Genomic DNA, 19,817 nt, shown 5'->3' with positions numbered 1-19,817 from the left:
TAAAGCAGGACACGAGTCCTCTTATTCAGGACTGGAGCCGTCATGAGTCCCTCTGAAGCTTCGACCGGCCGCCCGGCCGAACCGAAGATCGAACGCTCTCTCACCCTGCATCTGCGCGGCGACTGGGGCACCGCGAACCTGCACCGGGTCTGTGGATGGATCGCCCAGGAGCTCGCGGACCGCTGCGGGCCCCACACGCGGATCGCCACGTGGAACAGCAGGGGCTTCAGTGACGCGGTACGGGCCGTGGGACGGGGAGAGGTGCAGGTCGCCCTCACCACGCCGGCCGCCTTCGCCGCCGCGGCGCTCGACGGCCGTGGCGTCTACGCGGACGAGTCCTTCCCGGAGCTGCGCGCTCTCGGTGTGGTGCCGCAGCGGGACCGCCTGGTCGTGGCCGTGCACAAGGACCTCGGCGTCACCACTTTCGCCGAGCTGCGGCAGAGCAAGCCTGCCCTGCGGCTCGCGACCTCTGTCCACGACGGTGTCAACCACGTGGGGTTGGCCGCCCATGAACTGCTGACGCGTGCGGGCGTCGACGTGGTCGGCTGGGGCGGCGAACTGCTCGAGGACGAGCGGCCGTTCGAGTCGTTGGACCATGCGACGGAGGGACGGGCGAACGCCATCGTCCATGAGGCCGTCATGCTGCCCGCGTGGCAGGAGATCGGCCGCCATTTCAACTTCCTCGAAGTCGAGGACGACGTCCTGGACAGCCTCCATGACGACTTCGGCTGGCCCGCGGCAGTCGTCGACGACGAGTACTTCCCCGGCCGGACGTCCTTCAAGACCCTCGACTTCTCGGACTTCCTCGTGTGTACCCGCGCCGACCTGGCCGAGGACGTGGCCTACGCCATCGCGTGGGTGCTGGGGGAGACGCGGCACCTCATCGAGGGGCAGTACCGGCACCTGGCTCCGGAACGCAGCCCCATCACCTACCCGCTCGACCCCGTCACCATGGGCAGGACCACGATCCCCCTGCACCCCGGCGCCGCCCGCTACTACGACGCCCTGCCCACCGCATGACACCCGCCCAGGCCCGCAGGCTCGCCGTGGAAGCCTCCCATGCTCTGGCCGCGGCCGGCCAGGGCGACATGGTCTGGGGGCACGCCGCCGTGCGCGACCCGGACGGCCGTGGCATCTGGATCAAGGCCCCGGGCTGGGGCCTGGAAGAAGTCCGCGACGACCGGCTGCAGCTCGTCTCGTACGACGCCGAGGTGCTCATCGGCGACGGGACTCCGCACAAGGAGTGCCACATCCACCTCGAGGTGCTGCGCGCTCGCCCGGAAGCGCACTGCAGCGTGCACACCCACGCGGTGTCGGCCATCGCGTTCGCCGCCCTCGATGTGCCCCTCCTGCCGATTTCCCACGAGGGCGCCCTGTTCGGGGGCGAGGATGTGCCGAGGTTCAGGGAGACAGGAGGGCTCGTCAGTACTCCCGAGCTGGGAGAAAAGCTCGCCACGGCTCTTGGTGAGGCCCCCGCCGCCCTCATGCCCAAGCACGGGCTCGTGGCCGCCGGACACTCCGCCGCGGCGGCCGTCATGCACGCCGTACTGCTCGACAGCGCCTGCGCCATCCAGCTGCGGGCCCAGGCGGCCGGTCAGACGGTCATCCACTCCGACGCGACAGAGGCCCGCGCCAAACGTGCCCAGTGCTGGCCCGACAGCCAGCTGGAGGCCGGTTACCGCTATCTCGTCCGGCAGGCGGCCGCCACGCTCGACGTCATTTCCTGACCTTTCAGCGGGTGCGTCCCTGTCGCACCGTTCCCACCAGATCACAGCAAAGGATTCGCGCCATGAGCGACCAGCCCAACTCCGCCGCAGCCACCGACTGGACCACGGTCTCCACCGGGGACGGACCGATGCGCGTCTTCGTCGCGCGGCCCGCCCAGCCCACGAACCGGGCTGTGGTCGTCCTGCAGGAGGCGTTCGGGGTCAACGACCACATCCAGGACATCGCGCGCCGCTACGCCGCGCGCGGCTTCCTCGCCCTGGCCCCGGACCTGTTCCACCGCAACGGTGTCGGCACCCTCGCCTACGAGCAGCACGCCGAGGCCATGCCGCTGATCGGTGCCATCGGGCCGGACGCGATCGTCACCGACGTCGAAGCCGTCCTGACGCACCTCGCCGAGAAGGAGAACGTGCCCGCCTCCCGCACAGCGATCCACGGGTTCTGCTTCGGCGGCCGCGCCGCCTTCACCGCCGCCACCGGCATCCGCGGCCTCGGCGCCACCGTCGTCTTCTACGGCCCGGGCATCGCGGCCGGACCGCACGCGGTCCTGGACCGGGCCGCGAACATCGACGCCCCCATGATGCTCCACGTCGGCGCCCAGGACCCCACCATCCCCAGCGACCAGGTAGCGGCCATCTCGGAAGCCCTCACCGCCGCGGACGTCCACTTCGAGAGCTACGTATACGAAGGCGCCGGGCACGCCTTTGCCTGCGACGCCCGCCCGCACATGTACGTCGAGGACAGCGCCAAGACCGCCTGGCAGCGCACCCACGCCTTCCTCGACGAGTACCTGCCCGCAGCCTCCTGACCACTTTCCTCCCGACGAAACAAGGACGTTTCATGGGTACTGTCACCGAAGTCGTCGCGGTCGTCTGCTCCGACGAACCCTCCCGCACGATCGAGCGGGACGAGCACCTTCTGCTGTCCCCTCCGCACCCCAACCCCTTCCCGGTGAAGCTCTGGAGGGATCACGAGCCGCTGAGCGTGGTGCACTTCCCCCAGGCGTACGAGTCCGTGCCGTTCGCCCCGCCGCGCGGCGTCTACGAGAGCGCCCAGGTCCGCGTCGAATGGCAGACGATGGACAACCGGCAGCCCTTCTACCACCGCAACTGCGACGTCGACGAGATCTCCTATCAGATCGCCGGCGAGCGCACCCTGATGACCGAACTAGGGGTCGTCGAGCACCGGTCCGGGGAGTTCTCCCGGCTGCCCCGCGGTGTCGCCCACGACAACTACGGGCGGCGCGAGAGCCACCTGCTCTTCTACACGCCCGCTCCCGTCAGGGAGGAACGCGCCCCACTCCGGCGCTCCGAAGCGGTGTTCCCGCCCTTCCCCGGCTGGGAACCGGGCAACCTCAACGAGGCAGTCACCCAGTGCATGGGCACGCCCGGCCATGACATCACCGTCGCCCCCGTCGACGAACGGCGACTGCTGGAACAGGTACACGCCGAGAAGGAACGCCTCACTGTCCTCACCGGGCCCGACGAAGTCGGCATGACCTGGCTGTATCGCTCCGCCGGCTTCCGCCTGGGTTCCGTGCGGCTGCGGCCCGAGAGCGAGCGTGTCTACCGGCGCACCCTGGACGCCGACGAGATTCAGTACCAGATCAGCGGCCGCCGCACTCTGGTCAGCCAGCGCGGCATCGCCGAGCTGGGGCCGGGCGACTTCGTCCGGATCCCGCTCGGTATCGCGTACACCAGCGTGTGCGCCGAGGCCAGCGAGCACATCGCCCTGTTTGCCGACCGCGAGCTCCCGCAGATCGCCGAGACGACCAGGACCGCCGAGCCGTACACCCCAGAACGCCTGGCCGTGCTGCAGCACTGAAACGACGTAGGAGCCGCACATCATGAACGCCATGCTCGCCGCGCGCGCCCAGAAGGGCTCCGACGCGCTGCACCTGCACAAGATCGCCCTCCCTGACCCGGGACCCCAGGACGTCCTGGTGAAAGTGGCCTCCGCCGGCCTCGCCCCCGGGATGATGACCCTGCTCGCCCAGGGCGCCTTCAAGCACCTGCCCACCACACTCGGGCACGAGGCCGCCGGCACCATCGCCGCCGTGGGCAGCGAGGTGGAGGGGATCGGCATCGGCACCCGCGTGCGGGTGCACCCCAACCTCAACTGCCGGACCTGCGGATACTGCCGCTCCGACCGGGACATGATGTGCCCGCAGCAGGCGATGATCGGCCACGCCGCGTTCGGCGACCTTCCCATGCCGCTGTACGACCGCTACCACGACGGCGGACTGGCCGAGTACATCCGCGTACCGCACTGGCTCGTCGACACCCTGCCCGACACCGTGTCCTTCGACGTCGGCGCCAAGGTCCACGACCTCGCCAACGCCATACGCGCCCTCAAATGCGCCGACCTGCCGCTGGGCGCCACCCTCGTGGTCACCGCCGCCACCGGCACCATGGGCACTGCCACCGTCAAGCTCGCCCGGCACTTCGGCGTCTCCCGTCTCATCCTCGTCGGACGCAGCACCGAGCGGCTGAACGCGGTCCGGCCGCTCGCAGGTGACGTACACACCGACATCGTGGCACTGAAGGAACTGCCCTCGAACTGGGCGAAGGAAGGCGGCCTCACCCGCGCCCTGCGCGCGCTGGTCCCGCAGGGCGCGGACGCGGTCCTCGACTTCGTACCGGAAGGGCCCGCCACCTCCCAGGCGCTCGCCGCCCTGGCGACCGGCGGAAGCCTCGTGCACATGGGCGCCAACCGCAGCCCGCTGATGCTTCCCATGATGGCCGTCATGGTCAACTGCTGGCGCATCGTCGGCACCCGCGCCTGCACGCGCACGGACGCCCGGGAAGCTCTCACCCTGCTCGCGCGGGGCGCACTGGACGCGGAGGAGCTCATCACCCACCGCTACCCACTGGCCGAGGCGAACGAAGCCGTCGCCGCGCTGCAGAACCGGACGGAGCCGATCTGGATGGCGGTGGTCAACCCGTGACCGCGGCACAGCTTCCCGTGCTCGTCGTGGGCGGCGGTCCTGTCGGCCTGACCGTGGCGAACCTCCTCGCGGCCCGCGGCGTGCCACTCATCCTCGTCGAGCGCAACGCCTCCACCAGCGACGAGGCCAAAGCCATCAGCCTGGACGACGAGTCCCTGCGAACCCTGCAGACGGCAGGTCTGGCGGACAAGGTCCTGGAGATCGTCGTACCGGGCACCGGCACCCGCTACTACGACCGCAAGGGCCGGCCGCTCTTCCACGCCCGCGGCCCGGAGCCCTACCGTCTCGGCTTCCCGTTCAAGAACCAGTTCGCCCAGCCCGAACTGGAAAAGCTCCTCCTGGACGAGCTGAAGTCCCGTCCCCAGGCGGACATCCGCTTCGCCACCGAGCTGGTCTCCGTGACGGAGAATCCAGACGGCACCGGTGCCACCGCCGCGATCCGGGAACCCGGTGAAACGGAGACGGAAGATCTGCCGGTCAGCTGGGTCCTGGCCTGTGACGGTGGCCGCTCCACCGTGCGAGAGCTGCACGGCATCGACATGACCGGCACCAGCCACCAGGAGGTCTGGCTGGTCGCCGACACCACCGGCGACCACCACGACGAGCGCTACGGCATGCACCACGGCACCCCCGACCGGCCCACGGTGATCGTGCCCGGCCGCGGCGGCCGCTGCCGTTACGAGTTCCTCCTGCACCCCGGTGAGGGCGAGAAGGGAACGAGCCCCGACTTCGAGACCCTGCGCAGACTCGTCGCGCCCTACCGTCCTCTGACCGAGGACCAGGTGGAACGCTGTACCGCGTACGCCTTCAACGCCGTCGTCGCCGACCGGTGGCGCGACGGGCACGTCCTGCTGCTCGGTGACGCCGCGCACATGATGCCGCCCTTCGCCGGCCAAGGGCTCAACTCCGGTGTCCGGGACGCCGCGAACGTCGCGTGGAAGATCGACGACGTGTGGCACGGCCGTGCCGGAGAGAGCCTGCTCGACACCTACGAGGCGGAGCGGCGCCCGCACGCCACCGCGATGGTCCGCTACTCGGAACGGCTCGGTGACGTCGTCATGACCACCGACCGACGCCGCGCCCTGGTCAGGGACATCGCCGCCCGTACTCTCCTGCGCATACCACCGGGGCGCCGCTACCTCACCGAGATGCGGTTCCGTCCCCATGCCCGGCACGAGGCCGGCCTGGTTGTCGGAGACCACGCGCTGACGGGCACCCAGCTCCCCCAGCCACGGGTCCTGGTCCCACCGAGCCTGCACCCCCAGTGGTTCGACCAGGTCCTCGGCCAGTCCTTCGCTCTGCTGGGCATCAACGTCCCAGATGCCGCCTGGCAGTGCCTCGACGGCACCCAATGGCCGGACGACAAGCTCGAAATCAAGCGGATCGACGTGCTGCTGGACGACCGGCTGCCACCGGCGACGGCAGCACGCGAAGCTGTCGCGGACGCGGACGGCCGCCTGGAGGAAGCTCTCGCCGCTGCCCGTAACCGGTTCGTCCTGGTCAAGCCCGACCGTTACATCGCTGCCGTCATGGGACCCGACGACATTCCTGCCGTTGCCGAGGCATTGCGCAGGAACACCCGGTGACCTCGATCCCGACGACCACGGCCGCCGTATGGGTCTACGAACACGGCGGCCCTGAGCAGCTCGTCCACGAACAGCGTCCCCTGCCCGCCCTGGGCCCCACCGACGTGCTGGTGGCCGTCGACGCCGCCGCCGTCTCGGGCTGGGACCTGAAGTACCGCCGCGGACTGCAGCCCGGCACGAAGCTCCCGGGCCGCACCCCTTTTCCTCTGCCCCAGCAACTGGGGCGGGAAGCCGCAGGAACGGTCGTCGCTGCGGGGCCTGACACCCGGCTGCTGCACGTGGGCGACCGGGTAGCGGCAGTCGTCCACCCCGAGAACCCCTATGCCCCGGACCTACCGGGGCCTGGGGAACCTCTCCACGGGCATCGCCATCCCCGGCCATCAGGGCCCGGGCGCCTACGCCGCGTACGTAGTGCGCGACGAGCGGCTCTTCCTGCCGGTGCCCGACCACGTCGACCTGGAACAGGCAGCGGTCACCCTGTGGCCCTACGGCACCAGCCACCGCGTCCTGCGTGACCGGCTGCGCGTCACCGCGGGCGACACCCTGCTCGTGACCGGAGCCGCCGGCCCGATGGGCCTGGCCACCATCCAACTCGCCCAGCTCTTCGGCCTGCGCGTCATCGCCACCACCCGACACGCTGAGCGAGCCGACGCTCTGCGCACCGCCTGCAGTGCCGAGGTGGTCGTCACCGACGACCTCGACGCCGCCCGACACGCCGTACGGGACCTCACCCACGGCCAGGGCGTCGACCACGCAGTCGACTACTCCACCACACCGATCCGCACCGAGGACGGCGCACCGCTCGGCGGCCTGTTCTTCGGACAGTCCTCGCTGGCCCGGCACGCCGTCGTCTCCGCGCAGAGCGTCGTCCGAGTCGACGTCGCAGACGAGGAAGAACTCAGCCTGATGGCACCCGTCGGCTGCGGGATCCAGACCGGAGCCGGAGCGATCCTGAACCTGCTCAAGCCCCACTACGGTGACAGCGTGGCCGTCTTCGGCGCCGGGGCAGTGGGACTGTCCGCCGTCATGGCGGCCCGTCTCACTCCCGCCCGCACCATCGTGGCCGTGGACGTCGTCCCGTCGCGGCTGGCCCTTGCCACCGAACTCGGCGCCACCCACACCATCGACAGCAGCAAGGAAGATCTCCAGTCCCGTCTCGCCGACCTGGCCGGTCCCGGCGGCCTGACGTACATCGTGGAAACCACCGGCGTCCCCGCACTGCTGGAGCTCGCCGCCACAGCCATCGCCGCCGACGGAACCGTCGCCCCCTCCGCCGGCAGCCGGGCTTCCTTCGACATCAACGCCCTCATCGACGGCCGCACCATCCGCGGTGTCACCGAGGGCGGCAGCGACCGCACCACCTTCATCCCCGCCCTCATCGACCTGGCACGCCAAGGCCGCCTGCCCTACGAGAAGTTCGTCCGCTTCTACGCCGAAGACCGGCTGCACCAAGCGGTGACCGACGCCCGCTCCGGGCACACCATCAAACCGGTCATCTGCTTCGACAACCGGACAGGGGAAGAACGATGAGCCTGCCGCACGCCCGCAACCTGATCGACGGACGGTGGCGCGACGGGCACGCGACAGGCACCTCCTGTGCGCCGGCCACTGGACAGGCCATCGGCATCTTCGCCGATGCCGGTGCCGTCAGCGCCCGCCACGCCATAGACGCCGCCCGCCGCGCCTTCAGCGAGACCTCCTGGGCCCACGACCGGCAGCTGAGGGCGAGCGCCCTGTCAGAACTCGCCGACCGGATGGCCGCTCGCCGCGACGAACTCGTCCACCTTCTGTCCCTCGAGAACGGCAAACGACGAGCGGACGCGGCCATGGAGATCGATGCCGCGATCCCCAAGCTGCGCTACAACGCAGCCCTCGCGCTCACCGACACCGGCCGCGCCGCGGAGACCAGCCCGCACAGCTACTCGATGACGATCCACCAGCCCGTCGGCGTCGCCGCCGTCATCGTCCCGTGGAACTCTCCCGTCATCCTGGCAGTTCGCTCCTTCGCCCCGGCCCTAGCCGCCGGCTGCACCGTGGCCATGAAGATGCCCGCTCAGACCGCGCTGACCAACGGCCTGCTGTACGAGATCATCGCGGAGACCACCGCGTTGCCGGCCGGTGTCGTCAACGCTTTCACCGAGTCGGGGAACGAGGGCGCGCCCCTTCTTGTCTCCGATCCCGGTACCGACGTCGTCAGCTATACCGGCTCGACCGCCGTCGGCCGCGTCATCATGGCGCAGGCCGCCCGGCATCTGAAGGGCTGCTCGCTCGAACTGGGCGGCAAGTCCCCGATGGTCGTCTTCGACGACGCCGACCTGGACGCGGCCGTTCCCGTGCTCACCGCTGCCGTCACCACCTTCTCCGGGCAGTTCTGCATGGCCGGCAGCCGCATCCTGGTCCAGCGGTCCGTGGCCGACGAGCTCCGCGGGCGGCTGATCACGGCTCTGGAGGCGGTCGCGGTCGGCCCGGACGCGGATCCGGGAGCAGCCATGGGTCCGGTCATCGACCGGGCGCAGGCCCTGCGTATCGACTCCTTGGTCGCCGAATCCGCCGGCTACGGCCGGGTTCTTGTACGAGGCGGGTTGCTGGAGCCGGACGGTGACGACGCCTACGTGCGGCCGAGTCTGGTGGAAGTGGACGACCTCGCGGCCCCGCTCATTCAGCGGGAGGTGTTCGGTCCGGTCGCCACCTTCGAGGTGTTCGACGACGAGGAGGATGCCGTTCATCGAGCGAACGCCACTGAGTACGGTCTGGCCGCCTCGGTCTGGAGCCGGGACGTCGACCGGCCGCTGCGGGTCGGGCGGCGCCTCGACGCCGGGACGGTCTGGATCAACGGCTGGGGCGTGATCCGCGACCAGTTCGAAGAGGGCGGCTTCAAGCAGAGCGGCGTCGGTAGGCTCAACGGCCCCCGGGCTCTGGCGGAGTTCCAGGAGATCAAGCATCTGGTCCACACCCCCCGCGCCTGCTGACGAGGGCTCCCATGGTGCGGCATGGGAGCCCTCGCACAGCGGACGCCACCTTCGCGCCGCCGCCGGCAACACCGGCCGCGGCGCGATGTCGTGAGGGAGGCCGGATTTTCCAATGCGCGTGCGGAGCTCGACGTCGTCAGCTCCGCACGGCGGGGCGGGCCTCAGCCTCGTGTCTCGCGGACGCACACGTTGCGGGTCTCGCCCAGGCCCTCGATGACGGTCCTGAGGATCTGGCCCTCCTTGAGGTAGACCTTGGGGTCACGCCCGTCGCCGACACCTCCCGGCGTGCCGGACAGGATCACGTCGCCCGGCAGCAGCGTGATGATGTCGCTGATGTACGCGACGATGTCGGCGATCCCGAACAGCAGGTCCGACGTGCGGGAAATCTGCATCACCTCGCCGTCCACCTCGCAGCGGATCTCCAGGTCCGGCTCCTTGCCACCGAACTCGTCCGCGGTGACCAGTGCAGGCCCGAGGGGTGTGGTCGCCTCGAAGGTCTTGCCCGCCAGGAACTCCCGGGTGCGGCGCTGGTACTCGCGCACGGTCACGTCGTTGGCGACGGTGTAGCCGGCCACGAAATCAAGGGCCTCGGCCTTCGGGACGTGGCGGGCGGTCCGGCCGATGACAAAGGCCAGTTCCGCCTCCCAGTCCACGGTGTCGCTCACCGTGGGCAGGGTGACCGTGTCACCGGCACCGATGAGAGAGCCGTCGTACTTCGCGAACAGGGTGGGATAGCGCGGGGTGTCCCGCCCCATCTCCTTGATGTGCGTGGCGTAGTTCAGCCCGAGGCAGATGATCTTGTTGGGGTGCGGCACCACCGGGGCGAAGACGGCCTCAGCGGCGTCGACGCGCTCGCTTCCGGCAGTGGCGCCCGCCCGGGCCCAGTCCTCACCGGAGTTCAGCAGCTCCCCCACATCCGCATGGGGGAGCAGGACGTAGGAGTCCCCGTCACGCCGGGCGGCCCGGGTTCCGTCGCCCGTCCGCAAAGTCGCCAGTCGCATGCCTGGTGCACCTCTTCCTTCATTGACTGATGCCGAGGCCGATCGTACTCTAGTTGCGAATAGCAGGATAGATGTCCTGTTAAGTGAGACATGAAGGAAGTGGCGGCATGGCTATCACCGGACTCGGTCACACCGGGCTGTGGGTCTACGACCTGCCGAAGATGCGGGACTTCTACGAGCGCGTCATGGGGCTGAGCGTGACGGACGAGGACGAGGGCCTGCAGATCGTCTTCTTCAGCGCGCGGCCCGACGAGGAGCACCACGAGTTCGTGCTCCAGTCCGGACGGACCTCTCCCATCGGTGACAAGCAGCAGCACCAGATCTCCTGGCGCGTGGAGTCGATCGAGGACCTCAGGACCTTCCACCGGCGGTTCGAGGAGGAGGGGGTGAAGGTCCAGCAGGAGGTGACGCACGGCAACGCCTTCGGGATCTACTTCTTCGACCCCGAGGGGAACCGCAACGAGGTCTACCTGCGCATCGAGCGGGACGTACGGCAGCCGTTCCGCAAGAGCATCGACTTCAGCCTCTCACCGGAGGAGATCTACGCGGAGGCCGAGCGGCTGCTCAGCGACGGCGGCGCCACCTATCAGCCGGTCCAGTAGCTCGGAGCCGGCACCCTCGCACCCCTGCTAGGTTGCCTGCATGCCAGGATCCACTTCTCATGATGCGGGAATGAGGCAGGGGCGTCGAGGGCGTAACGCCACCGCCGACCGGGCGCTGGACATCCTCCTCATGTTCGACGACGACCGGCTCGTCCTCTCCGCCGCCGACGTGGCGATCCGTCTCGGGGTGGCCCGGTCGACCGCCTACCGGTACCTGCAGAGCCTGACCGGCAACGGCTTCCTGGAGGAGCAGGACGGCTCGGGCTTCCGGCTCGGGCCCCGGGTCGTCGATCTCGCGCGTCTGGCGCGCAAGGGCGTGGGGCTGTCGGACCTGGCGCGGCCCATCATGCGGAAACTGGTGCAGCACACCGGTATGCCCGCGCTGCTCACCCGGAGAACCGGCGGCACGGTCGTATGCCTGGAACGCGAGGACGCGGGCACTTCACTGCGCCTTTCCTACGAGCGCGGGGAGGTCCTGGCCATCAACGCGGGAGCTTCCGCACTGGCCCTGCTCGCCTGGGCGCCGGCGGCAGAACTCGACGAACTCCTGGCCGGCCCGCTGCCCCGCTACACCGAAGCCACCCTCGCCGACCCCGCGGCGCTGCGTGCCCACCTTGCGGAGATCCGCGAACAGGGATACGCGGTGGGCCGTGGCGAAGTCGACCCTGACGTGCTCGGGATCGCGGCTCCGGTGCGGGGGGAGAACGGCGGCGTCGTCGGGGCCCTCAGCGTCGCGGCCTTCTCTCACCGGGTACCGGAAAGGGAAGTGCCGCGCCACATCGAGGCCGTGTGCCAGGCGGCGGAAGCCCTCTCAGGGCAAGTGGCGCGCATGGGGATCGGCTGAGCGTCGGAAAGCCGCACACGGTACCCGTACGATGTCCTGCATGACAGGACGTACGTCAGAAAAGGCTGCTCCACAGGGTCAGTACCGGGAACGCAACTCGACCGCGGACCGGGCACTGGACATCCTGGGACTGTTCTCGGAGGACAAGCTGTCCCTCTCCGGCCAGGAGGTGGCGACCGCTCTGGGGACAGCACGCTCGACCGCTTACCGCTATCTCCAGAGCCTGGTCGGCAGCGGGTTCCTGGAAGAGGACCCCCGGGGCGGGTTCCGGCTCGGCCTGCGGGTGCTGGAGCTGGCGCGCCTGGCCCGTCGGGGGTACGGGCTGTCGGAGATCGCCCTGCCCCTGATGCGGGAGCTGTGTGCGAAGGTCGGCGAGACGGTACTGCTGACCCGCCGTGCCGGAGGCTCCGCCATCTGCGTGGAACGATGCGAGGCGGAGCATCCGGTGCGGATCTCCTACGAACGCGGCAGCGTGCTCCCGGCCAACGCGGGGGCCTCCGCTCTGGCGCTGCTCGCCTGGCTGCCCGAGCAGGAGTGCCGTGAGCTGCTGGAAGCTCAGAGACTGCAGCGGTTCACCGCGCGCACGATGACGGACGTCGACGATCTCATGGCACGGCTCGCTCAGATCCGGCAGGACGGATTCACCGTCAGCCGGGGCGAACTCGACGCCGACATCCTCGGTATCGCCGCCCCCATCCACGGATCGTCCGGGGCCGTGGTGGCCGCGCTGAGCATCGCCGCACTGGAGCACCGGGTCCCGGACCGCCGGCTCGACGAGGTGGTCGCAGCGGTCCGCCGTACCGCCGAACTCATCAGCGGCCAGATGGCGGTCATCGGGGACTGACCCGGCCATCCGGCCTGATCGCCGGTACGGGCCTGGTGCGGATCGGCGATCAGGCCGGATGTCCGGGAGCCCGGGGTTCAGGCGACGCACACTCCCGGCACCGCTACTGCGCGCATCACGACCGGGTGGGAAACCGAGCCGTCCGGGTAGAGCGTGAGCGTGCTCTGGAACTCCTCGGTCAGGAACGCGTCTCTGAGCGAGCCCAGGGTCTCCCAGACGGCCACGTTCGTCAGAAGGCGGCTGTCGCCGATACCCCGGTACAACTGGGCGGAGACGAAACCGGGCTGCGCTTTCATGATCACGGAGTCCTGTCGCCAGACGTCGATGACCTTGTCGGTCTCTCCTTCTGGAGCCAGGAAGGTGTTGACGAGGGTGACGGGCCCTCCGTCGTCCGGGCCCTGGAGTTGCGCCAGGAACGGGGCCGAGTGGTCGAGGTCCTTGAGCTCGATCATGTGAACTCCTCCCAGTGCAGGTCAGGCGCTGTGTGAGCCGGTCATCAGCCCGGCCAGATCGTCGGGCTTGATGAACGAGGGCGGCGGGGGCGGCCCCCAGTTGAACAGTCCCTTGGCGCCCTCGAAGACCTCCGGCTTCCACAGATGGTCGTCGACGATGCAGTCCAGGTCCGAGTAGTACTCGGAGAAGTTGCCGGCGGGGTCCTTCAGGTACCAGAAGAAGTTGGAACCGGCGTGGTGACGTCCCAGCCCCCAGACGTGGCGCTCGGGGTGCTCCTCCAGCATGGCCATGGCACCGCGGCCCACCTCGTCCACGTCGTCGACCTGCCAGGAGGTGTGGTGGAGGAACGCCACCGGGGCGGCGAGCACGAGGACGTTGTGGTGGTCGGTGGAGCAGCGCAGGAAGGCGCCGACGTCGCCCATCAGGTCGGAGACCTTGAAGCCGAGGCCGTCGCGGAAGAAGCCGGTGGTGGCCTCGAAGTCGGTGGTGCCCAGGACCGCGTGGCCCAGCTTCCGGGGTCGGACGGGATCGGCGCGCAGGGTGCCGGGGGCCCTGGCTCCGACGCGCTCCATGCGGCCGGGACCGTTGTAAGGAGTGCGCGGCGTCTCGGGCTGGGCGACGCGGGGTTCCACCCTGAGGACGGCGCGGACGCCGGTGATCTTCTCGTATGCGGTGAGGGTGCCGGCCTCCCGCTCGACGGGAACCCCGAGCCGGTCCAGCCGGGCAGCGGTGGCGGAGAGGTCGTCCGGGGAGTCGACGCCCACGGCGATCTCGACGAGACGGCGCGTGGGCGCGTGGACGACGCGGAGCTGGCGCCCTCCGTCACGCGTCCCGAACCAGCCGTCCGCTTCGGGCGCGAGCCCGAAGTCGGTGTAGTAGGCGGCGGTCTGGGCGGTGTTGGGGACACCCATGACGATCGAGGACAGACGGTGCAGGGCCATGGTGAACTCCTGAACGCGGAAACTGTGTGGTCGTGGGTGAGCCGGCTTCAGGCGCGAAAGGTCTGCCGGAGCTCGCCGATGCCCTGGACGTAGCTCACGAGAACGTCGCCGTCGGCGAGCCAGCGCTGCGGAGTACGGCCCATTCCGACACCCGCCGGGGTGCCCGTGAAGATGACGTCACCGGGCAGCAGGGGAAGGACAGCCGACAACCGGGACACCAGCGCGGGCACGGAGAAGATGAGGTCCCTGGTCCGGCCCTTCTGCACCTCCTCGCCGTTGATCGAGCAACCCAGTTCGAGGTCGTCGCTGTCGGCCAGAGCATCCGGCGTGACCAGGTACGGCCCCATCGGGGTGAACCCGGGGAAAGACTTGCCCAGGCCGAACTGAGGCGCAGGCCCCGTGAGTTGGGTGACGCGCTCCGAGATGTCCTGGCCCACGGTGAGTCCCGCGATGTACAACCAGGCGTCGTCCTCACCGACCTGGTGGGCCGGCTCGCCGATGACGGCGACGAGCTCGACCTCCCAGTCCGTGTGGCCTCCTGCGGGGAGTTCCACTTCGGTGACGGGGCCCGTGATGCTGGAGACGTACTTGGTGAACACGGGCGGCAGGGTGTCGGGGGCGGCGAAACCGGACTCGTCCGCGTGCGCGCGGTAGTTGAGCCCTACGGCGAGCACCTGCCGCGGAGCGGGGGCCGGCGAGCCGAGCTCCGAGGCGGCGAAGGGCCGACCCGCGGGCAGCTCGGCGCTCGCGGCCCACTCGCGGAAGGCGGTCCAGCGCTCGTAGACCCCCTGCGGGTCGGGACCGAACTGGCCGTCGCTGGCCTGCTCGACATCGACGGCGGTGTCGTCGTCCGTGATGATGACGAGACGGCCGGACAGGTTGGCGGTACGCACGTGCTGCTCCTCTGAGGGGTGGGGGGTGTCGTACGGGACTGGTCACACGAGGGGGGTGATCTTCTCGTCGATGCCGAGCAGGGCCTTGCCGTACACCTCGAACGCCACCGTCGGCGCGGCGACCGCGTGCCGGCCCGCGGTGTTGGCGTCCCGCCAGATCCGCTGCAGTGGATTGACGTCGGCGAAGGAGCCGGCGCCGTGCACGCTGACGAGGGTGTTGATCGCTTCCAGCACGTTCTGGATGGCCCAGCCGGTGTCCGCCCGCACGCGGGCGCGCTGGGTGAAGTCGAGATACGTGCCCTGCTGTGCCGCCTGGTCGATCTCGGAGGCGGCGCGCTGCGCGTGCAGCGTCGCGGTGTCGATCCGCAGGGCCGCCTCGGCGATCTGCAGCTGCACGGCGACCGACTCGGCCTGCGTCTCGTAGAAGGTGTACGAGATCGGCTTGCGCGCGGCCTTCTCCGTGACGTACTCCAGCGCCGCGCGGCCCAGCCCCAGTTGAGGGCCGGCCAGGACCAGGGCCAGGATGGGCACGAAGGCCGAACGCGACAGCACTTCGTCCGTGTGCTCTGTCGGATAGCGGCCCTCGATGGCGGCCGGCACGGACATGACCCGGTGCTCGGGCACGAAGATGTCCTCGGCGATCAGACAGTTGCTCGCGGTGCCCTTCATCCCCGCGACGAACCAGGTGTCCTCCAGCGTGAGGTCACCGCGGGGCACGAGCGCGAGCCCCTGGTCGACCACGGCGCCGCCCTCGTCCGTGAGAGGGACACCGAGCACGGCCCAGTCGGAGTGCGAGGAGCCCGAGTTGTAGTACCAGCGACCCGAGACCTGCCATCCGCCGTCGACCCGGGCCGTCGTGGAGGTCGGGCTGAGCACCCCGGTGACCCGGGCGTCCGGGTTGGCGCCGAAGACGTCGTCCTGGGCCTTGGAGGGGAAGAGGCTGGTGAGCCAGTTGCACACGTTGACGAGGGTGACCACCCAGGAGGTGGAGCCGTCGCCCTCGGCCAGGGTGGCCGACACGTCGAGCATGGTGCGCATAGACGTCTGGTGACCGCCGTACCGACGGGGAGTGGCGAGCTTGAACAGGCCGGCGTCGGCGATGGCGTCGATCACCGGGTCCGGTACCCGGCGGGCGGTCTCCGTGGCCGCCGCGTGCTCACGCAGCAGCGGCCGTAGGGCTGCGGCGCGGGCGACGAGGTCCTCATGAGTCGTCATCGGTGTGCGCTCTTTCTGTCATCGGCGGGACAGCGGTCCCTGGTCCGGGTGGGAGGAAGGATCAGCGCGCGCAGGCGGCGACGAGTTCCCCGATCGTGCGGCGCGGGCGGTCGGCGAAGGCGGAATGGGTGCCGAAGGTGCGGTGCCCGTAGACGAGCGGCGCGGCCGGCGTCGTCTCCGCATGCGTGACCGAGCCGAGGACCAGCAGGTGGTCGCCGCCCTCCACGGCTTCGGTCACCTCGCACGCCAGCCATCCCGGGGCCGAGCCGAGCCGTGGAAGGCCGTGGTCGAAGTGCCAGTCCACGCCGGCGAAGCGGTCGGCCCCGCGGCGGGCGAAACCCAGGGCGAGGTCGTCCTGGGTCCGGGCGAGGACGTTCACACCGAAGCGTCCCGTGGCGGTGATACGGGACAGGACCTGGGATGCGCGGTCGAGAGCCACGGTCACCATGGGCGGCCGCAGCGACAGTGAGGCGAAGGCGCTGACCGTCGTGCCGTAGGGGAGACCCTCCGCCGTGGCGGTGACGATCGTGACCGGGGCGCAGACACCGGCCATGAGATCGCGGAATGCCTGCTCACCGAAGGAGGGGACCATAAGGATCTCCATTCGTCATAATGATTACGGTGATGCTGCATCCGGGTTACGCGGGGCGTCAAGAGGTGCGACTGTATTCGTCATAATGATTTTCCGGAGTCGGTCGAGGAGCGGAGTTGGCTGTGGCGGCACGGAGCGGAGACGCCCGGCGCGAAGGTGCGGATGCGGGCAGGGGGGTGGATCCGCCGGCCTTGCGGCGGGCCGAGTGGGGGCAGGCGGGGGGTGCGTCCCGCGCCGAGGCGGCGGCGGACGCCGTGGCCGAACTGGCCGCGCGGGTCGCTCCGGGCACACGTCTGGGCACGAAGGAGGAACTCCGGTCCCGTTGCGGGGTGTCCGTCGGGACGTTCAACGAGACGCTGCGCCTGCTCCAGGTCCGGGGAGTGGTGACGGTCCAGCGCGGTCCGGGAGGCGGCCTGTTCGCTGCCGAGCAGACCCCGATGACACGGCTCGCCCACTCCGTTCTGGCCCTGGACGCCTCCCCGGGTGATGTGGCACAGGCGCTGCGCATCCGCAACGCTCTTGAGCCGCTGCTGTGGCAGGACGCGCTGTGGCACGCCTCGCCGGCCGACATCAAGGACCTCCGGGTGCGCCTGGAGGCCATGGCCGCGGCGGCGGCCGAGGGTGACGCAGGCGAGTTCGTGCGGGCCAACTGGCGCCTGCATGCCAGGGTCGCCGACATCACTCCGAACCCCCTCCTGTGCTCGCTCTACGTGGCCCTCCTGGAGCTGGTCGAACGTCACGCCCTGGAGGTCCGGCCACAGGCTGGCGTTCCTCTCGCGCGGCACATCCGCGACCGCTGGAGGCTGCATGCCGCGATGGTCGACGCCCTCGACGAACGGGACGAGGAGACCCTCCTGCGGCTTGTCGCCGAGCACGACACGGCCACAGCCGTCGGCGGGGAATGAGGCAGGGGCGGTGCCGACGGATGCGAGGAACATCTGAGCGCACGTGTCTTGCATAGAAGGACCATTGTCCTGTTATCTCGGTCGCGGCGCTAGAGATGGGCGCACCTTTCCACCCGTTGGAGCCCACCCGTTGGAGGCCTCATGCCGCGTACCGAGCCGAGCCTGGAGCAGATCGAAGGAGCGATCACCGATCTCCTCCGCACCGAGGAGATCGCGGCACTGGCGGTGCTGGACGGGACTGGAGCCCCGTCCGTATCCACGATGCACATCGCCGCCGACGGGCTGCGTGTCTACATGCACACCTTCGCCCGGACCCGCAAGCGCTCGGAGATGGTCAAAGACGGGCGGGTCAGCTACGTCGTGAGCCACCTTCCGTCGGGGGGCTACGACGAACGCTTCGAGACCCGTTCCCTCCAGGTCAAGGGGCGGGCGGCCCTGGTCGTCGCGCCGGACGAGATCGCCCTGGCGGCCCGGCTCAGCCGCGAGCAGTTCCCGTGGGCCGCCACGTCGGGAATGTTCGACCAGGTCAAGGGGCCGGAAGAAGGGCAGCAGGCGTTCTTCCGCATCGATCCCGTTCAAGCCGTGTGGGCGGACCACCGGGTGGGGCTGATGTGGCGGACGCTCCTCGACTTCACCGCCGACGGCAGCGGATTGTCCGCCATGCAGCCGTATGCGGAACTCTTCACTTCCCAAGGCTGACATCGAGGACGCCCGTGCCGTCGACGCACAGAGCCCCTCTCTATGGTCCTGTCTAGTCGGACGCATGGCTTGAATATCAGGTCTATCAATTCTCATTTCCCAGTGATCAGGCAGGCGCCGCGGCAGGACGCGGGAGCGATCGGTCCGAATCGTCCCGCTTGCGCGCTGCTGGCCGATAGAGATTCGGGAGTTGCAATGGAGCAACCGGAAAAAACGGGCCACCTGTCGGTCGACAGGGGCCGGTGCGAGGGCTACGGAATGTGCGAGCAGGCCGCCCCAGAGCTGCTGCACCTCGACGAGGACGACGTACCCGTCATCGATGTGGCCGGGATATCGCCGACGCAGAAGCCTCTCGCTGAGGCCGCGGTGCGTGCCTGCCCCGTAGCGGCTCTCAGCGTCCGCACCGCGTCGGCACCGGCATGACCGCTCGGCGCCACATCGTCGTCGTCGGGGCGTCGCAGGCCGGGTGCGCCTGCGCCGCCGCGCTGCGCGGCTTCGGCTTCGACGGTGAGATCACTCTGCTCGGCGACGAGACCCACCGGCCCTACACGCGACCGCCGTTGTCGAAGGATGTACTGGTCGGTGCCGCACCCGACGACAGCGTCTTCCTGCCCGTCCTCGACGACGTCTCGATGCTCCGTGGTGTCGCCGCGGTCGGCCTCGACCGCTCGCGCAACGTCGTCGAACTGGCAGGTGGCGAAAGCCTGCACTACGACGGCCTGGTCATCGCCACCGGCGCCCGCGCCCGGCGTCTGACCACCGCGGGCGCGGACAGCGAGCTCACTGTGCGCACCCTGGACGACGCCATCGGCCTGCGGCAGCGGCTGGACGGAGCGCAGGAAGTCGTGGTGGCAGGTGGCGGCTTCCTGGGCATGGAGGTCGCCTCCTCGGCCGCGAGCCTCGGCAAGTCCGTCACCGTTGTCGACGGGGTCAGTCCGCTGGCCGGCCGTCTCGGCTCCCTGCTGTCCGGCATGGTGCTGGACGCGGCCGCAGAGCAGGGGGCACGGATTCGTGTCGTTCCCGGGGGCGTCACGGTCGGCTTCAAGGACGGCACCCCCGACCGGCTGCTGTCGGCCGACGGCACACTGCTCGCGGAAGCCGACATCGTCGTCACCGCCGTGGGCGACATACCCAACACGGAATGGCTGCACGGCAGCGGTATACGTCTCGACGGCGGAGTCGTGGTCGATGACGAGTGCCGTGTCGCTCCCGGCATCGTCGCTGCCGGGGACGTAGTCTCCGTCCGCCGTGCCGACGGGCGCTGTGTGCGCAGCCCGCACTGGTCGAACGCGCTGTCACAAGCCAGGACCGCCGCCGCCACCCTGCTCGGACGGGAGCCGGCCGGCGCGGCAGCCGCCACCACTCCACCGTTCTTCTGGACCGAGGCGTTCGGCCTGAAGGTCCGGCTGACCGGTCACCTGCCTCCCGTCGGGGAGCCCACGGTGATCGACGGATCCCTCGCCGACCGGCGTGTCCTCCTCGCCTGGCGCGCCGCCGGGCAGGAGCGCGGCTACGACACGGCGGCCGCGGTGAACTACCCCATGTCGGCGCCCAGACTCGCCAAACTCGCCCAGCAGGTGCTGGCTCACTGAAGGAGGCCG

21 protein-coding genes and 1 pseudogene are annotated in these 19,817 nt (G+C 69.8%); 16 read left to right on the top strand and 6 right to left on the bottom strand.

Annotation, left to right across the window (positions count from 1 at the left end; genetic code table 11):
- The first annotated feature begins 42 nt into the window (after positions 1-42).
- From AQJ46_RS42535 to AQJ46_RS42500, 9 genes and pseudogenes are all read left to right on the top strand, one after another.
- Positions 43-1,020 carry a TAXI family TRAP transporter solute-binding subunit gene (locus AQJ46_RS42535; protein ID WP_059210710.1) on the top strand — a complete coding sequence of 326 codons (978 nt, stop codon included), beginning with the start codon at positions 43-45 and terminating at the stop codon, positions 1,018-1,020.
- Positions 1,017-1,727 carry a class II aldolase/adducin family protein gene (locus tag AQJ46_RS42530; protein ID WP_059210709.1) on the top strand — a complete coding sequence of 237 codons (711 nt, stop codon included), beginning with the start codon at positions 1,017-1,019 and terminating at the stop codon, positions 1,725-1,727. The genes AQJ46_RS42535 and AQJ46_RS42530 overlap by 4 nt, the downstream gene beginning before the upstream one ends.
- Positions 1,728-1,789: 62 nt before the next feature.
- Positions 1,790-2,533 carry a dienelactone hydrolase family protein gene (locus AQJ46_RS42525; protein WP_059210708.1) on the top strand — a complete coding sequence of 248 codons (744 nt, stop codon included), beginning with the start codon at positions 1,790-1,792 and terminating at the stop codon, positions 2,531-2,533.
- A gap of 32 nt (positions 2,534-2,565) precedes the next feature.
- Entirely contained in the window at positions 2,566-3,549 is a 984-nt protein-coding gene (locus AQJ46_RS42520; protein WP_059210707.1) for a hypothetical protein, read from the top strand.
- Positions 3,550-3,571: 22 nt separating this feature from the next.
- Positions 3,572-4,672: an alcohol dehydrogenase catalytic domain-containing protein gene (locus tag AQJ46_RS42515; RefSeq protein WP_059210706.1), complete on the top strand. Its 1,101-nt coding sequence runs from the start codon at positions 3,572-3,574 to the stop codon at positions 4,670-4,672.
- Complete coding sequence (locus AQJ46_RS42510; protein WP_107117431.1) at positions 4,669-6,258, top strand: bifunctional 3-(3-hydroxy-phenyl)propionate/3-hydroxycinnamic acid hydroxylase; 1,590 nt, start codon at positions 4,669-4,671, stop codon at positions 6,256-6,258. Before AQJ46_RS42515 ends, AQJ46_RS42510 begins: the two co-directional genes overlap by 4 nt.
- Positions 6,255-6,497 (top strand): annotated as a pseudogene (locus tag AQJ46_RS58865) (quinone oxidoreductase family protein); the annotation flags it as partial. The gene AQJ46_RS42510 and the pseudogene AQJ46_RS58865, both read left to right, overlap by 4 nt.
- Positions 6,498-6,579: 82 nt before the next feature.
- Entirely contained in the window at positions 6,580-7,788 is a 1,209-nt protein-coding gene (locus AQJ46_RS57730; protein WP_225887542.1) for a zinc-binding dehydrogenase, read from the top strand.
- A complete protein-coding gene (locus AQJ46_RS42500; protein WP_059210704.1) occupies positions 7,785-9,227 on the top strand; it encodes an aldehyde dehydrogenase family protein in 1,443 nt (480 codons plus the stop codon). Before AQJ46_RS57730 ends, AQJ46_RS42500 begins: the two co-directional genes overlap by 4 nt.
- Before the next feature lie 161 nt (positions 9,228-9,388).
- Here the strand turns inward: AQJ46_RS42500 and AQJ46_RS42495 are convergent, their stop codons facing one another.
- The gene (locus AQJ46_RS42495; RefSeq protein WP_059210703.1) at positions 9,389-10,228 is read right to left on the bottom strand and encodes a fumarylacetoacetate hydrolase family protein; all 840 of its coding nucleotides are present in this window, start codon (positions 10,226-10,228) and stop codon (positions 9,389-9,391) included.
- Between the two features lie 107 nt (positions 10,229-10,335).
- Here AQJ46_RS42495 and AQJ46_RS42490 point away from each other — a divergent pair, with 107 nt between their 5' ends.
- The 3 genes from AQJ46_RS42490 (at position 10,336) to AQJ46_RS42480 (ending at position 12,518) form a co-directional block, all read left to right on the top strand.
- Positions 10,336-10,830: a VOC family protein gene (locus AQJ46_RS42490; RefSeq protein WP_059210702.1), complete on the top strand. Its 495-nt coding sequence runs from the start codon at positions 10,336-10,338 to the stop codon at positions 10,828-10,830.
- Between the two features lie 70 nt (positions 10,831-10,900).
- A complete protein-coding gene (locus tag AQJ46_RS42485) occupies positions 10,901-11,674 on the top strand; it encodes an IclR family transcriptional regulator (RefSeq protein ID WP_059210701.1) in 774 nt (257 codons plus the stop codon).
- 40 nt (positions 11,675-11,714) lie between these two features.
- A complete protein-coding gene (locus AQJ46_RS42480) occupies positions 11,715-12,518 on the top strand; it encodes an IclR family transcriptional regulator (RefSeq protein WP_059210700.1) in 804 nt (267 codons plus the stop codon).
- Between the two features lie 77 nt (positions 12,519-12,595).
- Here the strand turns inward: AQJ46_RS42480 and AQJ46_RS42475 are convergent, their stop codons facing one another.
- From AQJ46_RS42475 to AQJ46_RS42455, 5 genes are all read right to left on the bottom strand, one after another.
- Entirely contained in the window at positions 12,596-12,970 is a 375-nt protein-coding gene (locus AQJ46_RS42475; RefSeq protein WP_059210699.1) for an antibiotic biosynthesis monooxygenase family protein, read from the bottom strand.
- Positions 12,971-12,991: 21 nt separating this feature from the next.
- Positions 12,992-13,912, bottom strand: a complete 921-nt coding sequence (locus tag AQJ46_RS42470) for a VOC family protein (RefSeq protein WP_059210698.1) — start codon at positions 13,910-13,912, stop codon at positions 12,992-12,994.
- 47 nt (positions 13,913-13,959) lie between these two features.
- Complete coding sequence (locus tag AQJ46_RS42465) at positions 13,960-14,805, bottom strand: fumarylacetoacetate hydrolase family protein (RefSeq protein WP_059210697.1); 846 nt, start codon at positions 14,803-14,805, stop codon at positions 13,960-13,962.
- A gap of 42 nt (positions 14,806-14,847) precedes the next feature.
- Entirely contained in the window at positions 14,848-16,020 is a 1,173-nt protein-coding gene (locus AQJ46_RS42460) for an acyl-CoA dehydrogenase family protein (protein WP_059210696.1), read from the bottom strand.
- Between the two features lie 61 nt (positions 16,021-16,081).
- Positions 16,082-16,624: a flavin reductase family protein gene (locus tag AQJ46_RS42455; RefSeq protein ID WP_059210695.1), complete on the bottom strand. Its 543-nt coding sequence runs from the start codon at positions 16,622-16,624 to the stop codon at positions 16,082-16,084.
- Between the two features lie 110 nt (positions 16,625-16,734).
- Between AQJ46_RS42455 and AQJ46_RS42450 the strand changes: the two genes are divergently transcribed.
- The 4 genes from AQJ46_RS42450 to AQJ46_RS42435 all read left to right on the top strand — a co-directional run bounded on the left by AQJ46_RS42450 (position 16,735) and on the right by AQJ46_RS42435 (position 19,808).
- The gene (locus AQJ46_RS42450) at positions 16,735-17,517 is read left to right on the top strand and encodes a FadR/GntR family transcriptional regulator (protein ID WP_225887541.1); all 783 of its coding nucleotides are present in this window, start codon (positions 16,735-16,737) and stop codon (positions 17,515-17,517) included.
- Positions 17,518-17,658: 141 nt separating this feature from the next.
- Positions 17,659-18,216 carry a pyridoxamine 5'-phosphate oxidase family protein gene (locus AQJ46_RS42445; protein ID WP_059210693.1) on the top strand — a complete coding sequence of 186 codons (558 nt, stop codon included), beginning with the start codon at positions 17,659-17,661 and terminating at the stop codon, positions 18,214-18,216.
- 195 nt (positions 18,217-18,411) lie between these two features.
- A complete protein-coding gene (locus tag AQJ46_RS42440; RefSeq protein WP_059210692.1) occupies positions 18,412-18,639 on the top strand; it encodes a ferredoxin in 228 nt (75 codons plus the stop codon).
- Positions 18,636-19,808 carry an NAD(P)/FAD-dependent oxidoreductase gene (locus tag AQJ46_RS42435; RefSeq protein WP_059210691.1) on the top strand — a complete coding sequence of 391 codons (1,173 nt, stop codon included), beginning with the start codon at positions 18,636-18,638 and terminating at the stop codon, positions 19,806-19,808. Before AQJ46_RS42440 ends, AQJ46_RS42435 begins: the two co-directional genes overlap by 4 nt.
- Positions 19,809-19,817 lie beyond the last annotated feature (9 nt).

This window comes from Streptomyces canus, assembly GCF_001514145.1.
Classification (GTDB): domain Bacteria; phylum Actinomycetota; class Actinomycetes; order Streptomycetales; family Streptomycetaceae; genus Streptomyces; species Streptomyces canus.
Note: the sequence above shows the minus strand (reverse complement) of the source record. Positions and strands in the feature narration are given on the sequence as shown.

Coding starts and splice junctions, on each gene's coding strand:
- AQJ46_RS57730 (WP_225887542.1), top strand. CDS start 6,580: ATGCCCCGGACCTACCGGGGCCTGGGGAACCTCTCCACGGGCATCGCC.
- AQJ46_RS42470 (WP_059210698.1), bottom strand. CDS start 13,912: ATGGCCCTGCACCGTCTGTCCTCGATCGTCATGGGTGTCCCCAACACC.
- AQJ46_RS42475 (WP_059210699.1), bottom strand. CDS start 12,970: ATGATCGAGCTCAAGGACCTCGACCACTCGGCCCCGTTCCTGGCGCAA.
- AQJ46_RS42515 (WP_059210706.1), top strand. CDS start 3,572: ATGAACGCCATGCTCGCCGCGCGCGCCCAGAAGGGCTCCGACGCGCTG.
- AQJ46_RS42500 (WP_059210704.1), top strand. CDS start 7,785: ATGAGCCTGCCGCACGCCCGCAACCTGATCGACGGACGGTGGCGCGAC.
- AQJ46_RS42445 (WP_059210693.1), top strand. CDS start 17,659: ATGCCGCGTACCGAGCCGAGCCTGGAGCAGATCGAAGGAGCGATCACC.
- AQJ46_RS42435 (WP_059210691.1), top strand. CDS start 18,636: ATGACCGCTCGGCGCCACATCGTCGTCGTCGGGGCGTCGCAGGCCGGG.
- AQJ46_RS42535 (WP_059210710.1), top strand. CDS start 43: ATGAGTCCCTCTGAAGCTTCGACCGGCCGCCCGGCCGAACCGAAGATC.
- AQJ46_RS42460 (WP_059210696.1), bottom strand. CDS start 16,020: ATGACGACTCATGAGGACCTCGTCGCCCGCGCCGCAGCCCTACGGCCG.
- AQJ46_RS42495 (WP_059210703.1), bottom strand. CDS start 10,228: ATGCGACTGGCGACTTTGCGGACGGGCGACGGAACCCGGGCCGCCCGG.
- AQJ46_RS42525 (WP_059210708.1), top strand. CDS start 1,790: ATGAGCGACCAGCCCAACTCCGCCGCAGCCACCGACTGGACCACGGTC.
- AQJ46_RS42490 (WP_059210702.1), top strand. CDS start 10,336: ATGGCTATCACCGGACTCGGTCACACCGGGCTGTGGGTCTACGACCTG.
- AQJ46_RS42530 (WP_059210709.1), top strand. CDS start 1,017: ATGACACCCGCCCAGGCCCGCAGGCTCGCCGTGGAAGCCTCCCATGCT.
- AQJ46_RS42520 (WP_059210707.1), top strand. CDS start 2,566: ATGGGTACTGTCACCGAAGTCGTCGCGGTCGTCTGCTCCGACGAACCC.
- AQJ46_RS42440 (WP_059210692.1), top strand. CDS start 18,412: ATGGAGCAACCGGAAAAAACGGGCCACCTGTCGGTCGACAGGGGCCGG.
- AQJ46_RS42455 (WP_059210695.1), bottom strand. CDS start 16,624: ATGGAGATCCTTATGGTCCCCTCCTTCGGTGAGCAGGCATTCCGCGAT.
- AQJ46_RS42480 (WP_059210700.1), top strand. CDS start 11,715: ATGACAGGACGTACGTCAGAAAAGGCTGCTCCACAGGGTCAGTACCGG.
- AQJ46_RS42485 (WP_059210701.1), top strand. CDS start 10,901: ATGAGGCAGGGGCGTCGAGGGCGTAACGCCACCGCCGACCGGGCGCTG.